A 22996-nucleotide genomic window follows, 5' to 3' on the forward strand; every position below is an offset into this window, starting at 1 on the left:
TATATGCCGTTTTTTTCGCCGGACGCGCGATCCGGCGGCGGCGTCAAGCCTGTTCCTGGTACATTGAGTCGATTTCACGCTGATAGCGCTGCAGGATCACTTTGCGGCGCAGCTTCAGCGTTGGCGTCAGCTCTCCCAGCTCCATGGAAAAGGCCGCCGGCAGCAGAGTGAACTTCTTCACCTGTTCGAAGCGCGCCAGCTCCTTTTGCATCTCGCGCAGACGCTTTTCGAACATCTCGAGAATTTCACCGTTGCGCAGCAGTTCCAGACGATCTTGGTACTTCAGGTTGACTGACTTCGCGTACTCTTCCAGCGACTCAAAGCACGGCACGATCAGCGCGGAAACGAACTTGCGCGCATCGGCGATGATCGCCACCTGTTCGATAAAACGGTCCTGCGCCAGCGTACCTTCCAGCATCTGCGGCGCGATGTATTTGCCGCCGGAGGTTTTCATCAAATCCTTCAGGCGCTCGGTGATGAACAGATTGCCCTCTTCATCGATCGCCCCGGCATCGCCGGTTTTCAGCCAGCCGTCTGCGGTAAAGGTCGCGGCGGTTTCCAATGGCTTGTTGAAATAGCCGCGCATCACGATCGGCCCTCGCACCTGGATTTCATTTTCTTCACCGATGCGCACCTCGACCTCCGGCAGCGGTTTGCCGATGGAGCCGAAACGGAAATGCCCTTCTTCCCAGCAGGACACGGTCGCACAGGTTTCGGTCATGCCGTAGCCGTACTTGATGTTGACGCCCATCGCCTGGAAGAACAGGATCACATTGTCATCCAGCTTGGCACCCGCCGCCGGTAGAAAGCGCACCCGGCCGCCGAGGATACCGCGCAGCTTGCTCAATACCAGCTTGTCGGCCCAGCGATGGGAGAGTTCGAACAGTTTGCCCAACGGTTTGCCGGCCCGCTCCTGCAGGAACTTGCGCTCCCCGCAGACGATCGCCCAGTGGAACAGCGCGCGGCGCAGCCAAGGGGCCCGCGCCACTTTTTCATGCACCGCGCTGAAAATCTTCTCGTAGAAACGCGGTACCGCGCACATCAGCGTCGGGCGGACCTGCCCCATCGCTTCCCGCACCCAGTCGGTGTTCGGCAGGAAGACGTTCTGCGCGCCGGAATGCATCACAAAGAAGCTCCAGGCACGCTCGAACACGTGCGACAGCGGCAGGAAACTGAGCGACACATCTTCTTCGCCGACCGTCAGCCTTTCATCATGCAGGTAGAGCTGCGCCGCCAGATTGCGGTAGTCCAGCATCACCCCCTTAGGCTCACCGGTGGTGCCCGAGGTATAGATCAGGGTGAAGAGATCCTGCAGGTCGCACTCTTCAATGCGCTGCCGACGTTGAACGATAAAAGCCGCCGGATCGGCGGCACGCTCGAAGGCGCTCAGATGCTGTGCGATCTCGCAGCCGCGCAGATCGGCATCCTCGTCAAACACGATAATATGGCGCAGCTGTGGGCAAACGCCGCGCAGCGCGATGGCGGCGTCAAGCTGCGCCTGCTCGCCGACGAACAGTATACGGATGTCGGCGTCGTTGATGACAAATGCCGCCTGCGCCGGCGTATTGGTGGAATACAGCGGCACGCTGACGCCGCGCAGATGCAGGATAGCGAGATCGGCCAACGACCAGGCTATGCCGTTATTGGCGAATATACCTATGCGCTCTTGCACTTCGGCCCCAAGGGCCAACAGCCCGGCGGCAATGCGATCGATGCGGGTGGCAGCCTCTCCCCAGGTCAGTTGAAACTCGCCGTTGGGCGACCATTGGCGAAAAGCTGTGCGATCGGCTCGATGGGTGATTTGATGCTGTATACGATGGATAAGATGGTATTGCAGCAGATTAGTGATCATAGTGCTCTAAGCCTGAAATGAATCATACAGTTAAGCCTGAACGACGCCTTGCGGCCCTCATCTCAGCTTACACGTGTTTACTTTTTTCCGCGCAGTCTACCTACTCTCAGGCAGAGGGAAAAGTGATTTCAGCGTAGAAGTGTGAGCCAAAACTCAGGCCGGCTTTCGTGCTTTCATGGGTTGGACAGAACGGGAAGGAAAAGGTTGGGTGGCGGCAATAAAACGCGGCCCATCCGGGCCGCCGCATCGAATTAGTTTAAAATACCAGCCGAAAAGTAAAAATCAGAATATTAATTTATATTAATTATTTTTGGTAAACGAACCAACCCACCCTGAAAATAAGTTATTTTATCGCCGCAAAACCAAGAAACATCTTAATAAAAACCCAGATAGTTCTTAGCTTTTATCATGAGAAAAAAACGCTCAGTTGAATATTATTTTTGTATGACCCCATTTTTTATCGCGTTACTTTGGGTTACCGGCCTCAATCAGAACGGATTTCATCCACTGGTGGCCTTTATCCCGCTCGGAGGATTCATGCCAGGAGAGATAGCAAGTAGCTTTATTATCGTTGCCACATAAAGGAACCGACTTTATTTTCAACGCTTCCGTCTGTTGCCGCACCAGCCAGGCGGGCGCAATCGCCACCATGTCCGTTTGCGACACCATATTCAACACGCTGTAGAGATCCGTGCACTGTTGTGTCACGGTGCGCAGCATCGGTTCCTCTAAATAAAAAGGTTTACTGAAAGAACCAAAACTTTCCAGGGAAACTGCCGCGTGCTGTTCGGCCAACATTTTCTCCGGCGTCACCTCCTCCCCTATTCGCGGGTGCGCCTGCGCGACCGCCAGCACTAATTCGTCGTCGAACATTGCCAGGCTGCGAAACTCCGCCGACTCGAAACGGCTGTAGCCGATGACAAACTCGACGTCCTGATAACGCAATTGATGTTCGATATTATTGTTAATGTATGACTTTATTTGCAGGTTAAGCTGCGGCGCGATCTGTTTGACGTGATTGATTATTCCAGCGCCCAGACGTAAATCGAGCGGGCTGCACAGCGACAAGGAGAACGCTCGCGTGCTGGTCAGCGGCTCAAACTCAGATCCCGGCAACTCATTTTGCACCAGCTGCAGCGCTTGCCGCACCGGCCCGAATAACTGCCTGGCGCGCATGGTGGGCTGGATCCCGCGCCCGCAGCGCACGAACAGTTCATCGTTGAACATCACCTTCAGGCGCGCCACCGCGTTACTCACCGCCGGCTGCGACATCCCCAAAGAATTAGCGGCTCGCGTAATATTTTGCATTTGCATCACGGCGTCAAACACCGTCAGCAAATTAAGATCGACGCTGCGCAAATGAATGTCCGCCGGCTCTTTGACCATGGCGATTTCTGAATCATATTCAGCCATATTTCACTCCACTAAATCCTGTGTAGATAATCTAATCCTTATGCTCGAAAAACAATGAAACGCCGCATTGTCTTATCTTTGCACGACAAATCCTGCTATTACCGTCATGAGCCGATAAAAAACCTCGTGTTATCGACACGATATAAGTCGTATATGGAATGCATGTCAGTCACTTATCCCGTCAGCAGGAAGAATGCTACCTGGGTGGTACCAACAATTAGGTATTAACAATGATTAATACAATTAAACAACGTAACCGCACTGTATGAGACAAACTATAAAAACACATCATAAGCAATCAAACCATCTAAAAACACCGCTCACTTTGTGTAAAATCGCATTATTTTGTTATATTATGACTAAAACAATCAATTAATCATATGAATCCAATTTCAATCATTTGAATTAAAAATGTTATTTTGTTGCCTCCCGTGATTAATCTCTCTTAATTTTCATCACAAATCTTAACCCAACAAAATCCAGAAGCAATTAGCGCAGTCTCTATTCGATTCGTTTATGCTAAGCAACGCGCAAACTGCGCCCCACTTTTTCTCTAGAGCACCGCATTTTTACCGAATGTTCCTCTGTTTGGCCACTTAGCCGGTGCATTGTCCCCGCATTCAATCAGGTGTTGACATCGCCAGGCCAATCACGTATCAAATTAGGCAGACACCCAATTTAAGAGAAGCTGAACCCTTATGATCCGTACCCACCGTCTACTAGGCCTACTACTCAACGCATCTTGTTTGCGCGGTATGCCTGTGGATGAAGTTCGGAGCTGACTCAGCCGATCACCCATAAGAAACCCGCGCTACTGCGCGGGTTTTTTTTTGCCCGCTTAGCGTGAAATCAACACGATAAGGAATGCACCGATGAGCCAACAAGTCATTATTTTCGATACCACGCTGCGTGACGGCGAACAGGCATTGCAGGCCAGCCTGAGCGTAAAAGAGAAGATTCAGATTGCGCTGGCGCTGGAAAGAATGGGCGTTGACGTGATGGAAGTCGGCTTCCCGGTCTCTTCGCCGGGCGACTTCGAATCGGTGCAAACCATCGCGCGCCAGATCAAGAACAGTCGCGTCTGCGGCCTGGCCCGCTGCGTGGACAAAGACATCGACGTGGCCGCCGAAGCGCTGCGCGTCGCTGAAGCGTTCCGCATCCACGTGTTCCTGGCCACCTCCACCCTGCATATCGAATCGAAGCTGAAGCGCTCGTTCGACGAAGTGTTGGAGATGGCGGTGCGCTCGGTCAAACGCGCCCGCAACTACACCGACGACGTAGAGTTCTCCTGTGAAGACGCCGGCCGCACGCCGATCGACAATCTGTGCCGCGTGGTCGAAGCCGCCATCAACGCCGGCGCCACCACCATCAATATTCCGGACACCGTCGGCTACACCACGCCGAACCAGTTCGGCGGCATCATCACCACCTTGTATGACCGCGTGCCGAACATCGACAAAGCCATCATCTCCGTACACTGCCACGACGATTTGGGCATGGCGGTCGGCAACTCCATTGCCGCGGTCCAGGCCGGCGCCCGTCAGGTGGAAGGCACCCTGAACGGCATCGGTGAGCGCGCCGGCAACTGTTCACTGGAAGAGGTGATCATGGCGATTAAAGTGCGCCAGGACATCATGAACGTGCACACCAACATCAATCATCAGGAAATCTTCCGCACCAGCCAGATCGTCAGCCAGCTGTGCAACATGCCGATTCCGGCCAACAAGGCGATCGTCGGCGCCAACGCCTTCGCCCACTCCTCCGGCATTCACCAGGATGGCGTGCTGAAGAACCGCGAAAACTACGAAATCATGACCCCGCAGTCGATCGGCCTGAAGGACGTGCAGTTGAACCTGACCTCCCGCTCCGGCCGCGCGGCGGTGAAACACCGCATGGAAGAGATGGGCTACCAGGAGCAGGACTACAACCTGGATACCCTGTATGCCGCCTTCCTGAAGTTGGCCGACAAAAAAGGCCAGGTGTTCGACTATGACCTGGAGGCGCTGGCCTTCATCAATAAACAGCAGGAAGAGCCGGAGCACTTCAGCCTGGGCTACTTCAGCGTGCAGTCCGGCAGCAGCATCATGGCCACCGCCTCGGTGAAACTGATCTGCGGCGGCGAAGAGAAAGCCGAAGCCGCCACCGGCAACGGCCCGGTCGATGCGGTCTATCAGGCGATCAATCGCATCACCGATTACCCGATCGAGCTGGTGAAGTACCAGTTGACCGCCAAGGGCCATGGCCGCGACGCGCTGGGCCAGGTGGATATCGTCGTCTCTTACAACGGCCGCCGCTTCCACGGCGTAGGCCTGGCGACCGACATCGTCGAATCCTCTGCCAAGGCAATGGTGCACGTGTTGAACAATATTTGGCGCTCACAGCAGGTAGAAAAAGAAAAGCAGCGCCTGCAGCAAAACAAACATCAAAATAATCAGGAAACGGTGTGAACATGACGAAGACTTATCACATTGCCGTCTTGCCCGGAGACGGCATCGGCCCGGAAGTAATGGCTCAGGCGCGCAAAGTATTGGACGCGGTACGTCAACGCTTTGATATTCGCATTACCACCGCCGAGTACGACGTCGGCGGCATCGCCATCGATCGCCACGGCAGCCCGTTGCCGGCGGCGACCGTCGCCGGCTGCGAGCAGGCCGACGCCATCCTGTTCGGCTCGGTGGGCGGCCCGAAATGGGAACACCTGCCGCCGGCCGAGCAGCCGGAACGCGGCGCGCTGTTGCCGCTGCGCAAGCACTTCAAACTGTTCAGCAACCTGCGCCCGGCCCGCCTGTATCAAGGGCTGGAGGCATTCTGCCCGCTGCGCGCCGACATCGCCGCCCGCGGCTTCGACATTCTGTGCGTGCGCGAACTGACCGGTGGCATCTACTTTGGCCAACCGAAGGGCCGCGAAGGCCAGGGCATGCAGGAGCGCGCTTTCGATACCGAGGTGTATCACCGTTTCGAGATTGAACGCATCGCACGCATCGCCTTCGAATCCGCCCGCAAGCGCCGCCACAAGGTGACGTCGATCGACAAGGCCAACGTACTGCAAAGCTCCATCCTGTGGCGTGAAGTGGTCAATCAGGTTGCCAAGGATTACCCGGACGTGTCGCTGTCGCACATGTATATCGACAACGCCACCATGCAGCTGATCAAGGATCCGTCCCAATTCGACGTGCTGCTGTGCTCCAACCTGTTCGGCGACATCCTGTCCGACGAATGCGCGATGATCACCGGCTCGATGGGCATGTTGCCATCCGCCAGCCTGAACGAGCAAGGCTTCGGCCTGTACGAGCCGGCGGGCGGTTCCGCGCCGGATATTGCAGGCAAAGGCATCGCCAACCCAATTGCGCAGATCCTGTCCGCCACCCTGCTGCTGCGTTACAGCCTGGGCGCCGATGAAGCGGCCGACGCCGTGGAGCGCGCCATCAACCAGGCGTTGGAACAGGGCTACCGCACCGCCGATCTGGCCGGTGACGGCAAAGCCGTCAGCACCGATGAAATGGGCGACATCATCGCTCGCTTTGTAGCTCAGGGGGCATAACATGGCCAAGACCTTATATCAGAAGCTGTACGACGCCCACGTGGTATACGAAGCGCCGAACGAAACGCCGTTGCTGTATATCGACCGTCACCTGGTGCACGAAGTCACCTCGCCGCAGGCGTTCGACGGCCTGCGCGCCATGGGCCGCAAGGTACGCCAGCCCGGCAAAACCTTCGCCACCATGGATCACAACGTGTCGACCCAGACCAAAGACATCAACGCCAGCGGCGAGATGGCACGTATCCAGATGCAGGAGTTGATCAAGAACTGCGCGGAATTCGGCGTTTCGTTGTATGACCTGAATCACCCCTTCCAGGGCATCGTGCACGTGATCGGGCCTGAGCAAGGCATGACGCTGCCGGGCATGACCATCGTCTGCGGCGACTCGCACACCGCCACCCACGGCGCTTTCGGCTCGCTGGCGTTCGGCATCGGCACCTCCGAAGTGGAACACGTGCTGGCGACCCAAACCCTGAAGCAGGGCCGGGCCAAAACCATGAAGATTGAAGTCACCGGCGACGCCGCCGAGGGCATCACCGCCAAAGACATCGTGCTGGCGGTGATCGGCAAAACCGGCAGCGCCGGCGGCACCGGCCACGTGGTGGAGTTCTGCGGCAAAGCGATCGAAGCGTTGAGCATGGAAGGCCGCATGACCCTGTGCAACATGGCGATCGAAATGGGCGCCAAAGCCGGCTTAGTGGCGCCGGACGACACCACCTTCGCCTACCTGAAAGGGCGCCAGTTCGCGCCAACCGGCGAAAACTGGGAGCAGGCGGTCGCTTACTGGCGCACGTTGAAGTCCGACGCCGACGCCCAGTTCGATACCGTGGTGACGCTGCGCGCCGAAGAGATCGCACCGCAGGTCACCTGGGGCACCAACCCCGGCCAGGTGATCGCCGTCAATCAGGCGATCCCGGCGCCGGAATCGTTCAACGATCCGGTCGAGCGCGCCTCCGCCGAGAAAGCGCTGGCCTACATGGATTTGAAACCGGGCATCAAATTGACCGACGTGCCGATCGACAAAGTGTTCATCGGCTCCTGCACCAACTCACGCATCGAAGATCTGCGCGCGGCGGCGGCGATCGCCAAGGGGCGCAAGGTCGCCAGCGGCGTGCAGGCCATCGTGGTGCCGGGATCCGGCCCGGTGAAGGCCCAGGCGGAAGCCGAAGGGTTGGACAAAATCTTTATCGAAGCCGGTTTCGAATGGCGTTTGCCGGGTTGCTCAATGTGTCTGGCAATGAACAACGACCGTCTGAATCCGGGCGAGCGCTGCGCATCCACCAGCAACCGTAATTTCGAAGGGCGTCAGGGCCGCGGTGGGCGCACCCACCTGGTCAGCCCGGCGATGGCGGCCGCGGCCGCCGTCGCCGGTCACTTCGCCGACATCCGTGATATTCACTAAGGGGCTAACGTGGCTAAATTTACTCAACATACCGGCTTAGTGGTGCCTTTGGATGCGGCCAACGTCGACACCGACGCCATTATTCCCAAGCAGTTCTTACAGAAGGTCACCCGCACCGGTTTCGGCCAGCATCTGTTCAACGACTGGCGCTTCCTCGACGATGCCGGCCAGCAACCGAACCCGGCGTTCGTGCTGAACAAACCGCGCTATAAAGGCGCCAGCATCCTGTTGGCGCGGGAGAACTTCGGCTGCGGCTCCTCGCGCGAACACGCCCCTTGGGCGCTGACCGACTACGGGTTCAAAGTGGTGATCGCGCCGAGCTTCGCCGATATCTTCTACGGCAACTCATTTAACAACCAGCTGTTGCCGGTAACGCTGAGCGAGCAGCAGGTGGATGAACTGTTCAAACTGGTAGACGCCAACGAAGGGACGGAGTTCGTGGTGGATCTGGAGAACCAGACGGTCAACGCCGGCGGCAAAAGCTATCCGTTCGAAATCGACAGCTTCCGCCGCCACTGCATGATCAACGGGCTGGACAGCATCGGCCTGACGCTGCAGCACGAAGTGGACATCTCCCGCTACGAAGCGCAGCAGCCGGCGTTTCTGAATTAATCCCCTTCACCCGCCGCCCGGCGGGTGAATTTTTTCCTCACCAGTAGCCCAGCAGCTTCCACCACGCCCCGCCGATCAGCATCCAGATCAGCAGGTTAACCACACTCATCACCCATCCCGCTTTCCACCATTCTCCCAGCGTCACATAGCCGGAGCCAAAGATGATCGGCGCGGTGCCGGTGCCGTAATGCGTCAGCGACATCATCAGCGAAGAAGAAAACGCCAGGATCAGGCCCAGCAGCGCCGGTGGCGCGCCAAGCGCGATGCCGGCGGCGAAGAAGGCGGCGAACATCGCCGTCACGTGTGCGGTGGTGCTGGCGAAGAAATAGTGCGAATACAAGTAGATGAGAGTCAGCAAGATCGTACCGCCCACCCAGCTCATGCCCATATGGTCAATGCCGTTGCCCACGGTCTGCGACAGCCAGCCGATCAGCCCCAGCTTGCCGAGGAAACTGGCCATCATCACCAGCGCCGAGAACCACACCACGGTGTCCCAGGCCCCTTTATGCTTCAGCACATCCTCCCAGCTCAGCACGCCAGTGGCCAGCAACACCGCCAGGCCGATCAGCGACGCGGTGGTGGGATTGACCGCCAGCGCCGGGCCGAAGATCATCGCCGGAATGCCGGCCCACAGTATCAGCAACAGCGCGAACACCCCGAGGGTAATTTTTTCCGGCAGCGTCACCGGCCCCAACGCCTGCAGTTTTTCGCGCGCGAAGCGCGGCGCGTCCGGGGTGCTTTTCACCTCCGGCGGATACAGCAGGTAGATGACCAGCGGCATCACGAGCAGCGAACACAGCCCAGGTACCAGGGCGGCAATCGCCCACATCGACCAGGACAGCTCGAAGCTGCCATGGGTGCCTTTGGCGATCAGGCTGACGATCAACGGGTTAGGCGCAGTGGCGGTGATAAACATCGCCGAGGTGACCGGGTTGATGTTGTAGTTCACCAGCGACAGGTAGCGGCCGATCTTGCCGGAGGTATTGAGCTCCGGTTTTGAACCGAAACTGTCGGCGATCGATTTCATGATCGGGTGAATGATGCCGCCGCCGCGCGCGGTGTTGCTCGGCGTCACCGGCGCCAGCGTGGTTTCCGCCAGCGTCAGCGCATAGGCGATGCCCAGCGTTTTTTTGCCGAACAGCGAAATAAAATAGTAGCCGATGCGCGCGCCCAGCCCGGTTTTGTTCAGGCTGAGGGAGATCATGATCGAAAAGCCGATCAGCCAGATCAGTTGGTTGGAAAAACCGCTGAGCGCATCGTCCAGCGCGGCCCCCGGCTTGCCGGGATTGGTGACGCCGGTCACCGCCACCAGGGCGATGGCGATCACCGAGACCGCGCCAATCGGCATCGCTTTGCCGATAATGGCGATGATGGTGCCGATAAACAGCGCCAGCAGCTGCCAGGCGTTGGGCGCAACGCCCTCCGGCACGGGAATGAGGAACCAGATAATCAGCGTGGCGGCCAGGGCGCACAAGGAAGGAAGCGGTTTGAGCGGTGTGAGTTTATCCATAACGTTCCCACTGTTCTAAACAACAAGGCGGCATCTCAATAGCGAGACGGGCGTGGGCGCAACGATCGCGCTCCATATGCCTTCAGCTTGGGCGTCCGCATCAGCCTTCTCAATGACTTGCATCAAGAATGCCGTCGTTTAACCTCACACTTCACGCACTTTGGCGCTCATCCCGAGCGCCGCCAGCGCCAACAGCGCCGCCATCCAATACACCGAGCCATGACCGAGGTTCTCCACCAGTGCGCCCTGCAGCACCCCGGCCAGGATCACCCCGGTCGAGATACTGTTGGTGAACAGCGTGGTGGCGGCGCCCGGTCGGCCCGGCATCAAATCCTGAAAATAGAGCATGCCGATACCGGCGACGATACCGATAAACACCGCGTTGAGCAGCTGCAGCGCGATCAGGGCCGGCTTGCTCTCCAGTACCGTCAGCCCGAGGTAAAACAGCACGCCTGCCACCACCGCCAGCAGCATCATGTTGCGCTTGCCGAAACGTTTGACGTAGTAACCGGCCAGCAGCATCGCCGGGATCTCCAGCCCGGCGGCGGTACCCATCAACACCCCGGCCAACCCTTCCGGCAGGCCGAGATCGGCGGTGATATACAGCGGCATATCGATGATATACAAGGTGTTGCAGGTCCACATCAGCATTGAGGCGATGAACAGCAGCCGCACGTCGCGATTGCGCCAGGCACTGGCGGGCGCGATCGGCGCAGACACCCCACCCTGCAGCCCCTCATTTTCCGCCGCGCGCGGCACCGAAGGCAGCATAAACCCCACCAGCAGCACGCAAACCGCGAAGGTGGCGGCGGCGATCAGGAACATCACGGTGAATCCGTAGTTCAGCGCCAACGCAAACGACAGCGGCGGGCCGATCACCCACGCCAGCGAAAGCTGGGCGCGCATCACCGAGCTGAACATCACCACTTCACGCGCCTCGCTATCGGCATATTCCCGCGCCAGCGCGAAGATCTGCGGCATGGCGGTGTTGGCAACGGCGGACATCAGCACCCCGGCGGTGATCAGCGTCAGGTAGTCGCGGTTAAAGGCGAACAACAGGCAGTTACCGACCGCCATCAGGCAGCACAGCAGGATCAGCCTGCGGCGATCGCCGCGGGTGTCGGAACGTTTGGCCAGCAGGAAGCTGACGACGATGCCGGCCACCGCGTTGGCGGTGTAAAACAGCCCGACCCACAGCGGCCGCACCTTAACTTCGGTGGTCAGAAACAGGCTGAGCGTCGGCGTCAGCAATGCGCCGGCGATGCCGGAGAGAAAAGCGATCAGTAGGAATGCGGCAAAGATGGGGTTAATGCGCAGTGACAACCGGCTCAGGCGTTGCATATCGTCTTCCCTGACCTCAAAGCAGAAGAAAGAACCTTAGGCCACGGCAAGAAAAATGCAAGCGCATCGCCATGTCCATGCATAAAAAAACCAGTGGGTTGCCCCACTGGCTGGTGAAACAGCACCATTACTCAGAAACTTGTTGCCGCAGCCCCTACAGGTGCTCGCGATATTGCTTATCGGTCATCTCTTTGATGTCCCATTGCGTCAGGTGTGCCAGCATCGCCAGCCGCGCCTGTTCGGGCACCACGCTCAGCCAGTCGGCGCGTTGACGGCGCACCGCGCTGAAATAGCGCTGATAGAACTGTTTGGATAAGAAAGCTTTCATGATTACGCCCTCCCCTTTCATTGATGAAAATTATCGGCGTAATATAGGGAAAGAAAAATTGACGAGTTGAGGCGGGAGCGTTCCTCTTTTATGTCCACGTCCAGATTGCAGCAACAGTTCATCCGCCTGTGGCAGCGCTGCCACGGTGAAACCACCGACACCACCCTGCAGGATCTGGCGGAGGTGCTCAGCTGCTCGCGGCGCCACGTGCGCTCCCTGCTGAGCGCCATGCAGCGGGAAGGCTGGCTCACCTGGCAGGCGGAGTCGGGGCGCGGCAAGCGTTCACGGTTAACCTTCCACTACACCGGCCTGGCGCTGCAGCAACAGCGGGCCGAGGAGCTGTTGGAACAGGATCGCATCGATCAGTTGGTGCAGCTGGTGGGCGACAAAAACGTGGTGCGCCAAATGCTGCTGTCGCAGCTGGGGCGCAGCTTCCGCCAGGGTAAACACATCCTGCGGGTGCTCTACTACCGGCAGTTGTACAACCTGCTGCCCGGCTCGGCGCTGCGGCGTTCGGAAACCCATTTGGCGCGCCAGATCTTCAACGGCCTGACGCGCATAAATGAGGAAAACGGGGAACTGGAGTCCGATCTGTCCCACCATTGGCAGCCGCTGACGCCCTTGCACTGGCGGTTTTACCTGCGCCCGGCGATCCATTTTCATCACGGCCGCGAGCTGGAGATGGCAGACGTCATCACTTCCCTCTCGCGTCTGACCTCGCAACCGCTGTTCTCACATATCGAAAGCGTCACCTCGCCGACGCCGTTCGTTATCGACGTGCATCTGCGCAGCCCCGACCACTGGCTACCCTGGCTGCTGGGCAGCGTGCAGGCCATGATCCTGCCGCGCGAATGGCGCGAACTGCCGGACTTCGCCCGCCATCCGGTCGGCACCGGCCCCTACCGCGTGGTGCGCAATCTTCCCAGCCAGATGAAGATCCACGCCTTCGACGACTATTTCGGCTACCGGGCGCTGATCGACGAGGTGAACATCTGGGTGCTGCCGGAGTTCTCCGAAGAGCTGGTGCACTCCGGCGTGCAGCTGCAGGGCGATGAAACCGGCAAAAACGAACTGGAAAGCCGACTGGAAGAGGGCTGTTATTTCTTGCTGTTCGATCAGCGTTCCACGTTGGCCGCCGACCCCGCCATTCGCAGCTGGCTGTGCGAATTGATCAACCCCATTTCATTGCTGAGCCACGCCGGGCCGCTCTACCAGCGCTATTGGTCGCCGGCATACGGCCTGCTGCCGCGCTGGCACCACAACCGCACGCTGGCGCAGCAACCCAAACCGGCGGGGCTGACTGAACTGACGATGACCCACTTCAATGAGCATTCGGAGTTTCACGCCATTCGCCAGGCGATCGAACCGCTGTTGGCGCAGCACGGCATCCGCCTGATCGTACAAAGCGTGGATTACGCCACCTGGCACCAGGGCGACGCGCGCAGCGATCTGTGGCTCGGCAGCGCCAACTTCTATCTGCCGCTGGAGTTTTCGCTGTTCGCCACGCTGTACGAACTGCCGCTGATGCAGCACTGCATGAACGAGGATCTGGCGCAGGACGCGGAGTTATGGCGCGCCAACCGCTTGCCGCTGGCGGAGTTTTGCCAGCGGCTAGTCAGCAACCACCAGCTACATCCGCTGTTCCACCACTGGCTGCAGCTGCACGGCCAGCGCAGCATGCGCGGCGTGCGAATGAACACCCTCGGCTGGTTCGACTTCAAATCCGCCTGGTTTGCCCCGCCGGAGGCATAAGCGCCTTTCGCCCGGGTCGGTTAATCTTTACAATAGCGCCGTCTCAACGGGGTGCGGTGAGTCGGGCCGTGTGCATAAGCCCGATTTTCCGCTGAGAGCACACCCGTCGAACCTGATCCGGTCAATACCGGCGGAGGGATTTGAGCCCAGCGAACCGGCGACGCCGCCTCGCCCCCTCAGATACCCTTGCCCCCTTATTTTTCAGGAGTGCAACGTGGTCAAAAAATATCTGCCCTGCTTATTGCTGCTATGCGCCGCGCCGGTGTTCGCCAAGCCGACGCTGACGGTTTACACCTACGATTCCTTTGCCGCCGACTGGGGCCCTGGCCCGGCGGTAAAAAAAGCCTTCGAAGCCGAGTGCGACTGTGAGCTGAAGTTCGTGGCGCTGGAAGACGGCGTCTCACTGCTCAACCGCCTGCGCATGGAAGGCAAGAACAGCGCCGCCGACGTGGTGCTGGGGCTGGACAACAACCTGTTGCAGGCGGCGCAGCAAACCGGCCTGTTCGCGCCGAGCGGCGTCGACACCGCCAAACTGACGGTGCCGGGCGGCTGGCAGGATACGACCTTCGTGCCTTACGACTACGGGTACTTCGCCTTCGTCTACAACAAAGAAAAACTGAAGAATCCACCGAAAAGCCTGCAGGAGCTGATCAGCAGCGATCGCGACTGGAAGGTGATTTACGAAGATCCGCGCACCAGCACGCCGGGCCTCGGCCTGCTGCTGTGGATGCAAAAAGTGTATGGCGACAAGGCGCCGGCCGCCTGGCAGCAGTTGGCGAAGAAGACCGTCACCGTCACCAAAGGTTGGAGCGAGGCCTATGGCCTGTTCCTGAAAGGCGAAGGCGATCTGGTGCTCAGCTACACCACCTCTCCCGCCTACCACCTGATCGCCGAGAAAAAAGACCTCTACGCCGCCGCCACGTTCAGCGAAGGCCACTACCTGCAGGTGGAAGTGGCGGGCAAGCTGAAGGCCGCCAAACAGCCTGAACTGGCGGAGCGCTTCATGCAGTTCATGGTGACGCCGGCGTTCCAGAACACCATCCCGACCGGCAACTGGATGTACCCGGTGATCAACACCCCGCTGCCCGTCGGTTTTGAGCAGATGAACGTGCCGCAGACCGCGCTGCAATACAGCGCCGAAGAGGTGGCCACACAACGCGGCGGTTGGATCCGGGCATGGCAAACCGCCGTCAGCCGCTGATCCCCCGCTGGCTCTGGCCGGGGCTGCTGGCCGCCGGCGTGATCCTGCTGGTCGCCGCACTGGCGATGGGCTCGCTGTGGCGCCATGCGCCGGACAGCGACTGGCGCGGCCTGTGGCAGGACAGCTACCTGTGGCACGTGGTGCGCTTCACCTTCTGGCAGGCGCTGCTGTCAGCGCTGATTTCGGTGCTGCCCGCCGTTCTGCTGGCGCGCGCGCTCTATCGCCGCCGTTTCCCCGGCCGGCAGCTGTTGCTGCGGCTGTGCGCCATGACGCTGGTGCTGCCGGTGCTGGTGGCGGTGTTCGGCCTGCTCAGCGTCTATGGGCGCCAGGGCTGGCTGGCGACGCTGTGCGGCTGGCTGGGCGTCGAATATGGCTTCTCGCCCTACGGGCTGCAGGGCATTCTGCTGGCACACCTGTTCTTTAACCTGCCACTGGCCGCCCGCCTGTTGCTGCAGGCGCTGGAGAACATTCCGGTGGAGCAGCGCCAACTGGCCGCCCAACTGGGTATGAGCGGCTGGCAGCAGTTCCGCTTCGTCGAATGGCCGGCGCTGCGCCGCCAGATCCTGCCGAGCGGCGCGTTGATCTTCATGCTGTGTTTCGCCAGCTTCGCCACCGTGCTGTCGCTGGGCGGTGGACCGCAGGCCACCACCATCGAACTGGCGATCTACCAGGCGCTGAGTTACGACTACGATCTGGGCCGCGCCGCCCTGCTGGCGCTGATCCAGTTAAGCTGTTGTCTGGGGCTGGTGTTGATCAGCCAGCGCCTGAGCCAGGTGCTGCCGGTGGGCCATACCCACGCCCAGCGCTGGCGCAACCCGGAAGACAGCCGGTGGCGGCGCATCAGCGATTTTCTGCTGATCGCCGCCGCGCTGCTGCTGCTGCTGCCGCCCCTGCTGGCGGTGATCGCCGACGGCGCCAATCAGGCCGTCGTCAGCGTGCTGCGCCAGCCGGTGCTGTGGCAGGCGCTGTTCACGTCGCTGCGCATCGCCCTCGGCGCCGGGCTATTGTGCGTGGCGCTCACGATGATGCTGCTGTGGAGCAGCCGCGAGCTGAAGCTGCGACAGCAACTGCGCGGCGGCCAGGCGCTGGAGCTGAGCGGCATGGTGATCCTGGCGATGCCGGGCATCGTGCTGGCCACCGGGTTCTTCCTGCTGCTGAACGATACGATCGGGTTGCCGCAGTCGCCCTATGCGCTGGTGATCCTCACCAATGCGCTGATGGCGGTGCCCTATGCGCTGAAGGTGTTGGAGAACCCGATGCGCGACCTCGCCGAACGTTACAACCCGCTGTGCCTGTCGCTAGATATCCGCGGCTGGCAGCGGCTGCGGCTGATCGAACTACGCGCCCTGCGCCGCCCGCTGGCGCAGGCGCTGGCCTTCGCCTGCGTGCTGTCGATCGGCGATTTCGGCGTGGTCGCCTTGTTTGGCAATGAGCATTTCCGTACCCTGCCTTTTTACCTGTATCAGCAGATTGGCGCCTACCGCAGCAACGACGGGGCGGTGACCGCGCTGCTGCTGCTGCTGCTGTGCTTCCTGCTGTTTACCCTGATCGAACGCTTACCGGGGCGCCATGCTGACGCTTGAAAAACTGACCTACCTGTATGAACACCTGCCGATGCGCTTTGATCTGCGCATCCAGCCGGGCGAGCGCGTCGCGGTGCTCGGCCCCAGCGGCGCCGGTAAAAGCACCCTGCTGAGCCTGATCGCCGGTTTTCTGCCGGCGGCCAGCGGCCGGCTGCTGCTGAACGGCGAAGATCATACCGCCACGCCGCCGGCCAAACGGCCGGTGTCGATGCTGTTTCAGGAGAACAACCTGTTCGCGCACCTGACGGTGGCGCAGAACATCGGGCTGGGATTGGATCCCGGCCTGCGCCTGACTGAACAACAGCGCCAACAGCGGGCGCATATCGCCCGTCAGGTCGGCCTGGAGGAGCACCTGGAGCGCCTGCCGTCGCAGCTTTCCGGCGGCCAGCGTCAGCGCGCCGCGCTGGCGCGCTGTTTGATTCGCCAACGGCCGATCCTGCTGCTCGACGAGCCCTTCTCGGCGCTCGATCCGGCGCTGCGCAACGAGATGTTGCAGCTGCTGCAGACGGTGTGCGAACAGCGTAATCTGACGCTGCTGATGGTGTCGCACAATCTCGACGACGCCGCACGCATCGCACCGCGCACGCTGCTGGTGGTCGACGGCCGCATCTACTACGACGGCCCGACGCAGGCCCTGCTGGACGGCAGCGCACCGGAAGCGCGCGTGTTGGGCATTTCGGGTAAAGCGTGATCTGACGCGCGTTTTTTATGCTGCGCCAATAAACCTGTTGTGCGAATTTTGCGCCTGTGTTTTTATAAAAACCTGACTTTTTTTACTGATGATAAGGTTCCCTGTGATCGCATCCTCGCTGACTTCGACCCTACTAGTTACCGCGCTACCAGCCGCGGTGGTCGTCGTGCGTGTGGTGGTGGTCGTCGGCAATGCGCCGTAGGGTCCGAATCAACGCATCGATTCCCAAACCCCGCCGGCGCAAACCGGGCGGGGTTTCTTGTTTTAGCACCCTGCCCAGCAAAGCTCACCGGCCTTGAGAAAGGACAGGAACATGGCAACTTCGGGCACGCCTCAACCGAGTACCCGCTTTACCGGCGCACAATTGATCGTTCATTTGCTGGAGCGTCAGGGCATCACCACCGTCGCCGGCATCCCCGGCGGTGCGGCGCTGCCGCTGTATGACGCGCTGAGCCAAAGCACCCGCATTCACCACGTGCTGGCGCGCCACGAACAGGGCGCGGGCTTTATGGCGCAAGGCATGGCGCGCGCCAACGGCAAGGCGGCGGTGTGCATCGCCTCTAGCGGGCCGGGCGCCACCAACCTGGTCACCGCTATCGCCGACGCCAAGCTCGACTCCATTCCGCTGGTGTGCATCACCGGTCAGGTGCCCTCCTCGATGATCGGCACTGACGCCTTCCAGGAAGTCGATACGTACGGCATTTCCATCCCGATCACCAAGCACAACCATCTGGTGCGCGATATCCGCGAACTGCCGCAGGTGATTGGCGACGCCTTCCGCATCGCCGAGTCCGGCCGCCCCGGCCCGGTCTGGATCGATGTGCCGAAAGACGTGCAAACCGCCACCATTACCCTGGAAGAACTGCCGCCGATCGCCGTGCCGGACGCCGCTCCGAGCTTCGATCCGGCGCTGGTTTCTCAGGCCGCCACGATGATCAACCAGGCGAAACGCCCGATCCTCTACCTGGGCGGCGGCATCATCTGCGCCGACGCTCACCGCCAGGCGGTGGAACTGGCCGAGCGCGCCGGTCTGCCTACCACCATGACGCTGATGGCGCTGGGCGCGATGCCGGTGGAACACCCGCTGTCGCTGGGCATGCTGGGCATGCACGCGGCGCGCAGCACCAACTTCATTCTGCAGGAGGCCGATCTGCTGATCGTGCTGGGCGCACGCTTCGACGATCGGGCAATCGGCAAAACCGAGCAGTTCTGCCCTAACGCCGCCATCATTCACGTGGATATCGACCGCGCCGAGCTGGGCAAGGTCAAACAGGCCAACGTGGCAATCCATGCCGACGTCGGCCAGGTGCTGGAACAGCTGCTGCCGCAGATCGACACGCAGCCACGCAGCGCATGGCTGAACACCGTCAACGACCTGAAACGCGAATTCCCGTTCAACATGCCGAACGCCGACGATCCGCTGAGCCATTACGGCCTGGTGCTGGCCGCCGCGCGCTGCGTGGACGACAGCGCCATCATCACCACCGACGTGGGCCAGCATCAGATGTGGGTAGCGCAGGCCTATCCGCTGAGCCGGCCGCGCCAGTGGCTGACGTCGGGCGGCCTGGGCACCATGGGCTTCGGTCTGCCGGCGGCGATCGGCGCGGCGTTGGCAGAGCCCGAGCGCAAAGTACTGTGCTTCTCCGGCGACGGCAGCCTGATGATGAACATTCAGGAAATGGCCACCGCGGTCGAGCACGATTTGGACGTGAAAATCATTTTGATGAACAACCAGGCATTGGGGCTGGTGCACCAGCAGCAAACCCTGTTCTACCAGCAGCGCATCTTCGCCGCCGCCTATCCGAAGCGTACCGACTTTCTGAAAATCGCCGCCGGATTCGGGCTGGATACCTGCGACCTGAATGCTGCGGAAGATCCGCAGGCGGCGCTGGCGGAGGCGATCCAGCGCCCAGGCCCTTGCCTGATCCATGCGCTGATCGATATCAACGAAAAAGTATTCCCGATGGTGCCGCCGGGCGCCGCCAACATCGACATGATTGGAGAATAAGCCATGCTGCAACCACAAGATAAACCCCAGGTGATCCTGGAGCTGGCCGTGCGCAACCATCCCGGCGTCATGTCGCACGTTTGTGGGTTGTTCGCCCGCCGCGCGTTCAACGTCGAAGGCATTCTGTGTCTACCGCTGAAGGACGGCCAGCAGAGCCGCATTTGGCTATTGGTCGCCGACGATCAGCGGCTGGAGCAAATGATAAGCCAGGTAGAAAAGCTGGAAGACGTGCTGCAGGTGAAGCGCCACAGCGAAGACGTGCGGGTATTTGAACAGCTGGAAGCCTTCTTCCAGTGATACGAAGGGGGCTTACGCCCCCGCAATCATTGCCCGGCCAGCACTTTCCACAGCAGGTGCCGGTACACCGGCATCAGCGGCTGTTGGCTCAGCAGATAGCCGACCGCCAACGCCGCCAGCCAACTCAATCCGCACACCACGCGCAGCCGCAGCGGCGTCAGCCAACGGCTCAGCCGATCGGCGTTGCGCTTGCCCTCACGCCACCAGCGCCAGCTCAGCCACACCGCCAGCCAGAGGGTAAGCGCCGCAGCGAGCAGCAACCACTTGAACATCGCGCTGTTGGCGCCGGCGGGAATGTCGATCGCCACGCCCGCCAGGATGCCGGGGAAGAAATAGACCGGCGGCCAGGTCAGGCAACCAATGATGTTCGGCAACGCGAACTTGTACGGCGGCAAATCGAGCATGCCGGCCACCATCGGCACCAGCGGGCGCGTCGGGCCAACGAAGCGGCCGATCAGAATGGTCGCCATGCTGTGCTGGTGCAAGGCATGTTCGGTTTTGTCGAGCAATGCTTTGTTCTTTTTCAGGAACGACCAGCGGTGCAAGGGCCCCTTAAAAGCGCGGCCGACGAAATAGGAGATCCAGTCGCCGAGCAGGCAGCCGATGATGCCCGCCGCCCAGGCGTAGTAAAAATCCACCTTGCCGCTGCCGATCAGCGCGCCGATGCTGGCCATCATCACCGTGCCGGGCAGCAGCAGCCCCACCAGCGCTAGCGACTCGAGAAAAGCGACCAGCAGAACGACCATCAGGGTGAAAGCCAGTGACTGGGTGATCAAATCTTGTAAATAGGCTTCCATTACACCTCTGCGGATTATTCGGGCCAAACGGGGCGGAGGATTTTCCAGCGCCGCCGCTGGCGAGTCAATCGATGAATTGTATGCGTATTTGGCAACGCGCGCGGCGATGGACAATCACTGTATAAAAACCCATACTATAATATATCTATATTAGCGCCAAAACCGACATCACGCTGAACGTCGCACACGCCGCCCGGTGGAAAACGAAGGGGTTATGACAGCACTGCAACAGGGGTTCCTGCTCACTCGCCACTGGCGCGACACGCCCGCCGGCACCGAGGTCGAATTTTGGCTGGCGACCGACGCAGGCCCGCGCCAACTGCGCTTGCCGCCGCAGACCTCGGTGGCGTTTATCCCCGCCGAACAAAGGCAGCGCGCGGAACTGCTGCTGCGTGAAGAGCGGCAGGTGGAACTGAAACCGCTGGCGCTGACGGATTTTCATCACCGCCCGATGCTGGGGCTGTACTGCCGCCAGCACCGTCAGCTCATCAAGCTGGAAAAGCTGCTGCGGGAAGGCGGCGTTGCGGTCTACGAGGCCGACATTCGCCCGCCCGAGCGCTACCTGATGGAACGCTTCATTACCGCGCCGGTGTGGTTCAACGGCCAGGGCAACGGCGATGGGCCGTTGCTCAGCGGCCAGATGAAGCCGGCACCGGACTACCGCCCGACGCTCAGGCTGGTGTCGCTGGATATCGAAACCACCGCCCACGGCGAGCTTTACTCCATCGCGCTGGAAGGCTGTGGCCAGCGGCAGGTCTACATGCTGGGGCCGGCCAACGGCGGCGATGAGCCGCTGGATTTCGATCTGGAATACTGCGCCAGCCGCCCTCAACTGCTGGAACGGCTGAACGCGTGGCTGGAGCGTCACGATCCCGACGCCATCATCGGCTGGAACCTGGTGCAGTTCGATCTGCGGGTGCTGCAAAAGCACGCCGAGCGCTACCAAATCCCGCTGCGGCTAGGGCGCGGCGGCAACCTGCTGGAATGGCGCGAGCATGGCTTCAAGCAGAATCACTTTTTCGCCGCCGCCGCCGGCCGCCTGATCATCGACGGCATCGAGGCGCTGAAATCCGCCACCTGGAATTTTCCCTCCTTCAGCCTGGAATACGTTTCGCAGGAACTGCTGGGCGAAGGCAAGGCTATCGACAACCCTTATCAGCGCATGGCGGAGATCGACCGACGCTTCGCCGAAGACAAGCCGGCGCTGGCCCGTTACAACCTGAAGGACTGCGAGCTGGTGACGCGCATCTTCGCCAAGGCCGATCTGCTCAACTTCCTGCTGGAGCGCGCCACCGTCACCGGGTTGGCGGCCGATCGCAGCGGCGGATCGGTGGCGGCCTTCAGCCACCTCTATATGCCGCGCATGCATCGCCTGGGCTTTGTTGCCCCCAACCTCGGCGAACAGCCGGAGGAGCACAGCCCCGGCGGCTTTGTGATGGACTCCCAGCCCGGCCTGTACGATTCGGTGCTGGTACTGGACTATAAAAGCCTGTACCCGTCGATCATCCGCACCTTCCTGATCGATCCGGTCGGATTGGTGGAAGGCATGCGCCACCCCAGCGACGCCGATTCGGTGCCCGGCTTTCGCAACGCCCGCTTCTCGCGCAACAAACACTGCCTGCCGGCGATCGTCGAACAGATCTGGCAGGGGCGCGAGGCCGCCAAGCGCCAACACAACAAGCCCCTGTCGCAGGCGTTGAAGATCATCATGAACGCGCTGTACGGCGTGCTGGGATCGAGCGGCTGCCGCTTCTTCGATCCGCGGCTGGCGTCGTCGATCACCCTGCGCGGCCACGAGATCATGCGCCAAACCCGCGAGCTGATCGAAGCCGAAGGCTATCAGGTGATCTACGGCGACACCGACTCCACCTTCGTCTGGCTGAAACAGCCGCATGACGAGCAACAGGCGGCGCAGATCGGCCGGGCGCTGGTGCAACGGGTCAACGCCTGGTGGCAGCAGCATCTGCAGCAGCAGTTCGGGCTGGAGAACGCGCTGGAGCTGGAGTTCGAAACCCACTATTCCCGCTTCCTGATGCCGACCATTCGCGGCGCCGAGCAGGGCAGCAAGAAACGCTACGCCGGCCTGATCGCGCGTGCCGACGGCCAGGAAGAAATGGTGTACAAAGGCCTGGAAACGGTGCGCACCGACTGGACGCCGCTGGCGCAGCAGTTCCAGCAGCAGCTCTATCAGCGCATCTTCAAACGGCAACCCTACCAGGACTATGTGCGCGACTACGTCGGCAAAACCCTGAACGGCGACTTCGACGATCAATTGGTGTACCGCAAACGGCTGCGCAGAAAGCTCGAGGACTATCAGCGCAACGTGCCGCCGCACGCCCGCGCCGCGCGCATCGCCGACGACTACAACCGCAGCCAGGGGCGGCCGCTGCAGTATCAAAACGGCGGCTGGATCAGCTACGTGATGACCGTCGCCGGGCCGGAACCGCTGGAAACCCGTCATTCGCCCATCGACTATCAGCATTACCTCGAACGCCAGCTGCAACCGGTGGCAGACGCTATACTCCCTTTCTTGCACGACGATTTCACTACGCTGGTCACCGGGCAGATGGGGCTGTTTTGAGATTGCGCCAGGTTAAGAAAAATCATCCGGTTTTGCAGGTGACGAACGCGCCGCCTTCCATTACCATAGCGCCCTTCCCAAAACTGA

The 22996-nt window shown here is 60.6% G+C and carries 18 protein-coding genes and 1 riboswitch; of the genes, 12 read left to right on the forward strand and 6 right to left on the reverse strand.

Annotated features, from left to right (window positions below; all coding sequences use genetic code 11):
* Positions 1–43: 43 nt before the first annotated feature.
* Both BVU99_RS09490 and leuO read right to left on the reverse strand, forming a co-directional pair.
* Positions 44–1852: a long-chain fatty acid--CoA ligase gene (locus BVU99_RS09490; RefSeq protein ID WP_025301561.1), complete on the reverse strand. Its 1809-nt coding sequence runs from the start codon at positions 1850–1852 to the stop codon at positions 44–46.
* Positions 1853–2317: 465 nt separating this feature from the next.
* Positions 2318–3265, reverse strand: coding sequence for a transcriptional regulator LeuO (gene leuO, locus BVU99_RS09495; RefSeq protein WP_025301560.1), 948 nt, complete (start codon positions 3263–3265; stop codon positions 2318–2320).
* A gap of 872 nt (positions 3266–4137) precedes the next feature.
* Between leuO and leuA the strand changes: the two genes are divergently transcribed.
* From leuA to leuD, 4 genes are read left to right on the forward strand one after another with little or no spacing between them, the layout of a single operon-like run.
* The gene (gene leuA / locus BVU99_RS09500) at positions 4138–5712 is read left to right on the forward strand and encodes a 2-isopropylmalate synthase (protein ID WP_033641848.1); all 1575 of its coding nucleotides are present in this window, start codon (positions 4138–4140) and stop codon (positions 5710–5712) included.
* Positions 5713–5714: 2 nt separating this feature from the next.
* Positions 5715–6806, forward strand: a complete 1092-nt coding sequence (gene leuB, locus BVU99_RS09505; protein WP_025159635.1) for a 3-isopropylmalate dehydrogenase — start codon at positions 5715–5717, stop codon at positions 6804–6806.
* Between the two features lies 1 nt (position 6807).
* Positions 6808–8208, forward strand: a complete 1401-nt coding sequence (gene leuC / locus BVU99_RS09510; RefSeq protein ID WP_025301558.1) for a 3-isopropylmalate dehydratase large subunit — start codon at positions 6808–6810, stop codon at positions 8206–8208.
* A 9-nt stretch (positions 8209–8217) separates the two neighbouring features.
* Complete coding sequence (leuD, locus tag BVU99_RS09515) at positions 8218–8820, forward strand: 3-isopropylmalate dehydratase small subunit (RefSeq protein WP_043135950.1); 603 nt, start codon at positions 8218–8220, stop codon at positions 8818–8820.
* A 37-nt stretch (positions 8821–8857) separates the two neighbouring features.
* Here the strand turns inward: leuD and BVU99_RS09520 are convergent, their stop codons facing one another.
* The 3 genes from BVU99_RS09520 to sgrT all read right to left on the reverse strand — a co-directional run bounded on the left by BVU99_RS09520 (position 8858) and on the right by sgrT (position 11999).
* Complete coding sequence (locus BVU99_RS09520; RefSeq protein ID WP_099816582.1) at positions 8858–10330, reverse strand: DASS family sodium-coupled anion symporter; 1473 nt, start codon at positions 10328–10330, stop codon at positions 8858–8860.
* A gap of 144 nt (positions 10331–10474) precedes the next feature.
* Positions 10475–11671 carry a sugar efflux transporter gene (locus BVU99_RS09525; protein ID WP_060434222.1) on the reverse strand — a complete coding sequence of 399 codons (1197 nt, stop codon included), beginning with the start codon at positions 11669–11671 and terminating at the stop codon, positions 10475–10477.
* A 154-nt stretch (positions 11672–11825) separates the two neighbouring features.
* Positions 11826–11999 (reverse strand): glucose uptake inhibitor SgrT, encoded by a 174-nt coding sequence (gene sgrT / locus BVU99_RS09530; protein ID WP_071826098.1) that lies wholly within the window; start codon positions 11997–11999, stop codon positions 11826–11828.
* A gap of 90 nt (positions 12000–12089) precedes the next feature.
* On the opposite strand from sgrT, the gene sgrR reads away from it, so the two are divergent.
* The 7 genes from sgrR to ilvN all read left to right on the forward strand — a co-directional run bounded on the left by sgrR (position 12090) and on the right by ilvN (position 19531).
* Positions 12090–13751: an HTH-type transcriptional regulator SgrR gene (gene sgrR, locus BVU99_RS09535; RefSeq protein WP_099816583.1), complete on the forward strand. Its 1662-nt coding sequence runs from the start codon at positions 12090–12092 to the stop codon at positions 13749–13751.
* Positions 13752–13788: 37 nt separating this feature from the next.
* A riboswitch (TPP riboswitch) is annotated at positions 13789–13908 on the forward strand.
* A 57-nt stretch (positions 13909–13965) separates the two neighbouring features.
* Positions 13966–14952, forward strand: coding sequence for a thiamine ABC transporter substrate binding subunit (gene thiB / locus BVU99_RS09540; RefSeq protein WP_025301554.1), 987 nt, complete (start codon positions 13966–13968; stop codon positions 14950–14952).
* Entirely contained in the window at positions 14928–16535 is a 1608-nt protein-coding gene (gene thiP, locus BVU99_RS09545) for a thiamine/thiamine pyrophosphate ABC transporter permease ThiP (RefSeq protein WP_099816585.1), read from the forward strand. The genes thiB and thiP overlap by 25 nt, the downstream gene beginning before the upstream one ends.
* Positions 16522–17226, forward strand: a complete 705-nt coding sequence (gene thiQ / locus BVU99_RS09550; RefSeq protein WP_025301552.1) for a thiamine ABC transporter ATP-binding protein ThiQ — start codon at positions 16522–16524, stop codon at positions 17224–17226. Before thiP ends, thiQ begins: the two co-directional genes overlap by 14 nt.
* A gap of 103 nt (positions 17227–17329) precedes the next feature.
* Entirely contained in the window at positions 17330–17428 is a 99-nt protein-coding gene (gene ivbL, locus BVU99_RS09555; RefSeq protein WP_099785722.1) for an ilvB operon leader peptide IvbL, read from the forward strand.
* Positions 17429–17539: 111 nt separating this feature from the next.
* Positions 17540–19234, forward strand: a complete 1695-nt coding sequence (gene ilvB / locus BVU99_RS09560) for an acetolactate synthase large subunit (RefSeq protein ID WP_033651682.1) — start codon at positions 17540–17542, stop codon at positions 19232–19234.
* Between the two features lie 3 nt (positions 19235–19237).
* On the forward strand, positions 19238–19531 hold the full coding sequence (gene ilvN / locus BVU99_RS09565; protein ID WP_016929110.1) for an acetolactate synthase small subunit: 294 nt from the start codon (positions 19238–19240) through the stop codon (positions 19529–19531).
* Positions 19532–19557: 26 nt separating this feature from the next.
* Here ilvN and BVU99_RS09570 read toward each other — a convergent pair whose 3' ends face one another.
* On the reverse strand, positions 19558–20328 hold the full coding sequence (locus tag BVU99_RS09570) for a DedA family protein (RefSeq protein WP_043135969.1): 771 nt from the start codon (positions 20326–20328) through the stop codon (positions 19558–19560).
* 214 nt (positions 20329–20542) lie between these two features.
* On the opposite strand from BVU99_RS09570, the gene BVU99_RS09575 reads away from it, so the two are divergent.
* Positions 20543–22909 carry a DNA polymerase II gene (locus tag BVU99_RS09575; protein ID WP_099816586.1) on the forward strand — a complete coding sequence of 789 codons (2367 nt, stop codon included), beginning with the start codon at positions 20543–20545 and terminating at the stop codon, positions 22907–22909.
* The last annotated feature ends 87 nt before the right edge of the window (positions 22910–22996 follow it).

The organism is Serratia sp. OLAL2 (genome assembly GCF_002752475.1).
Classification (GTDB): domain Bacteria; phylum Pseudomonadota; class Gammaproteobacteria; order Enterobacterales; family Enterobacteriaceae; genus Serratia; species Serratia bockelmannii.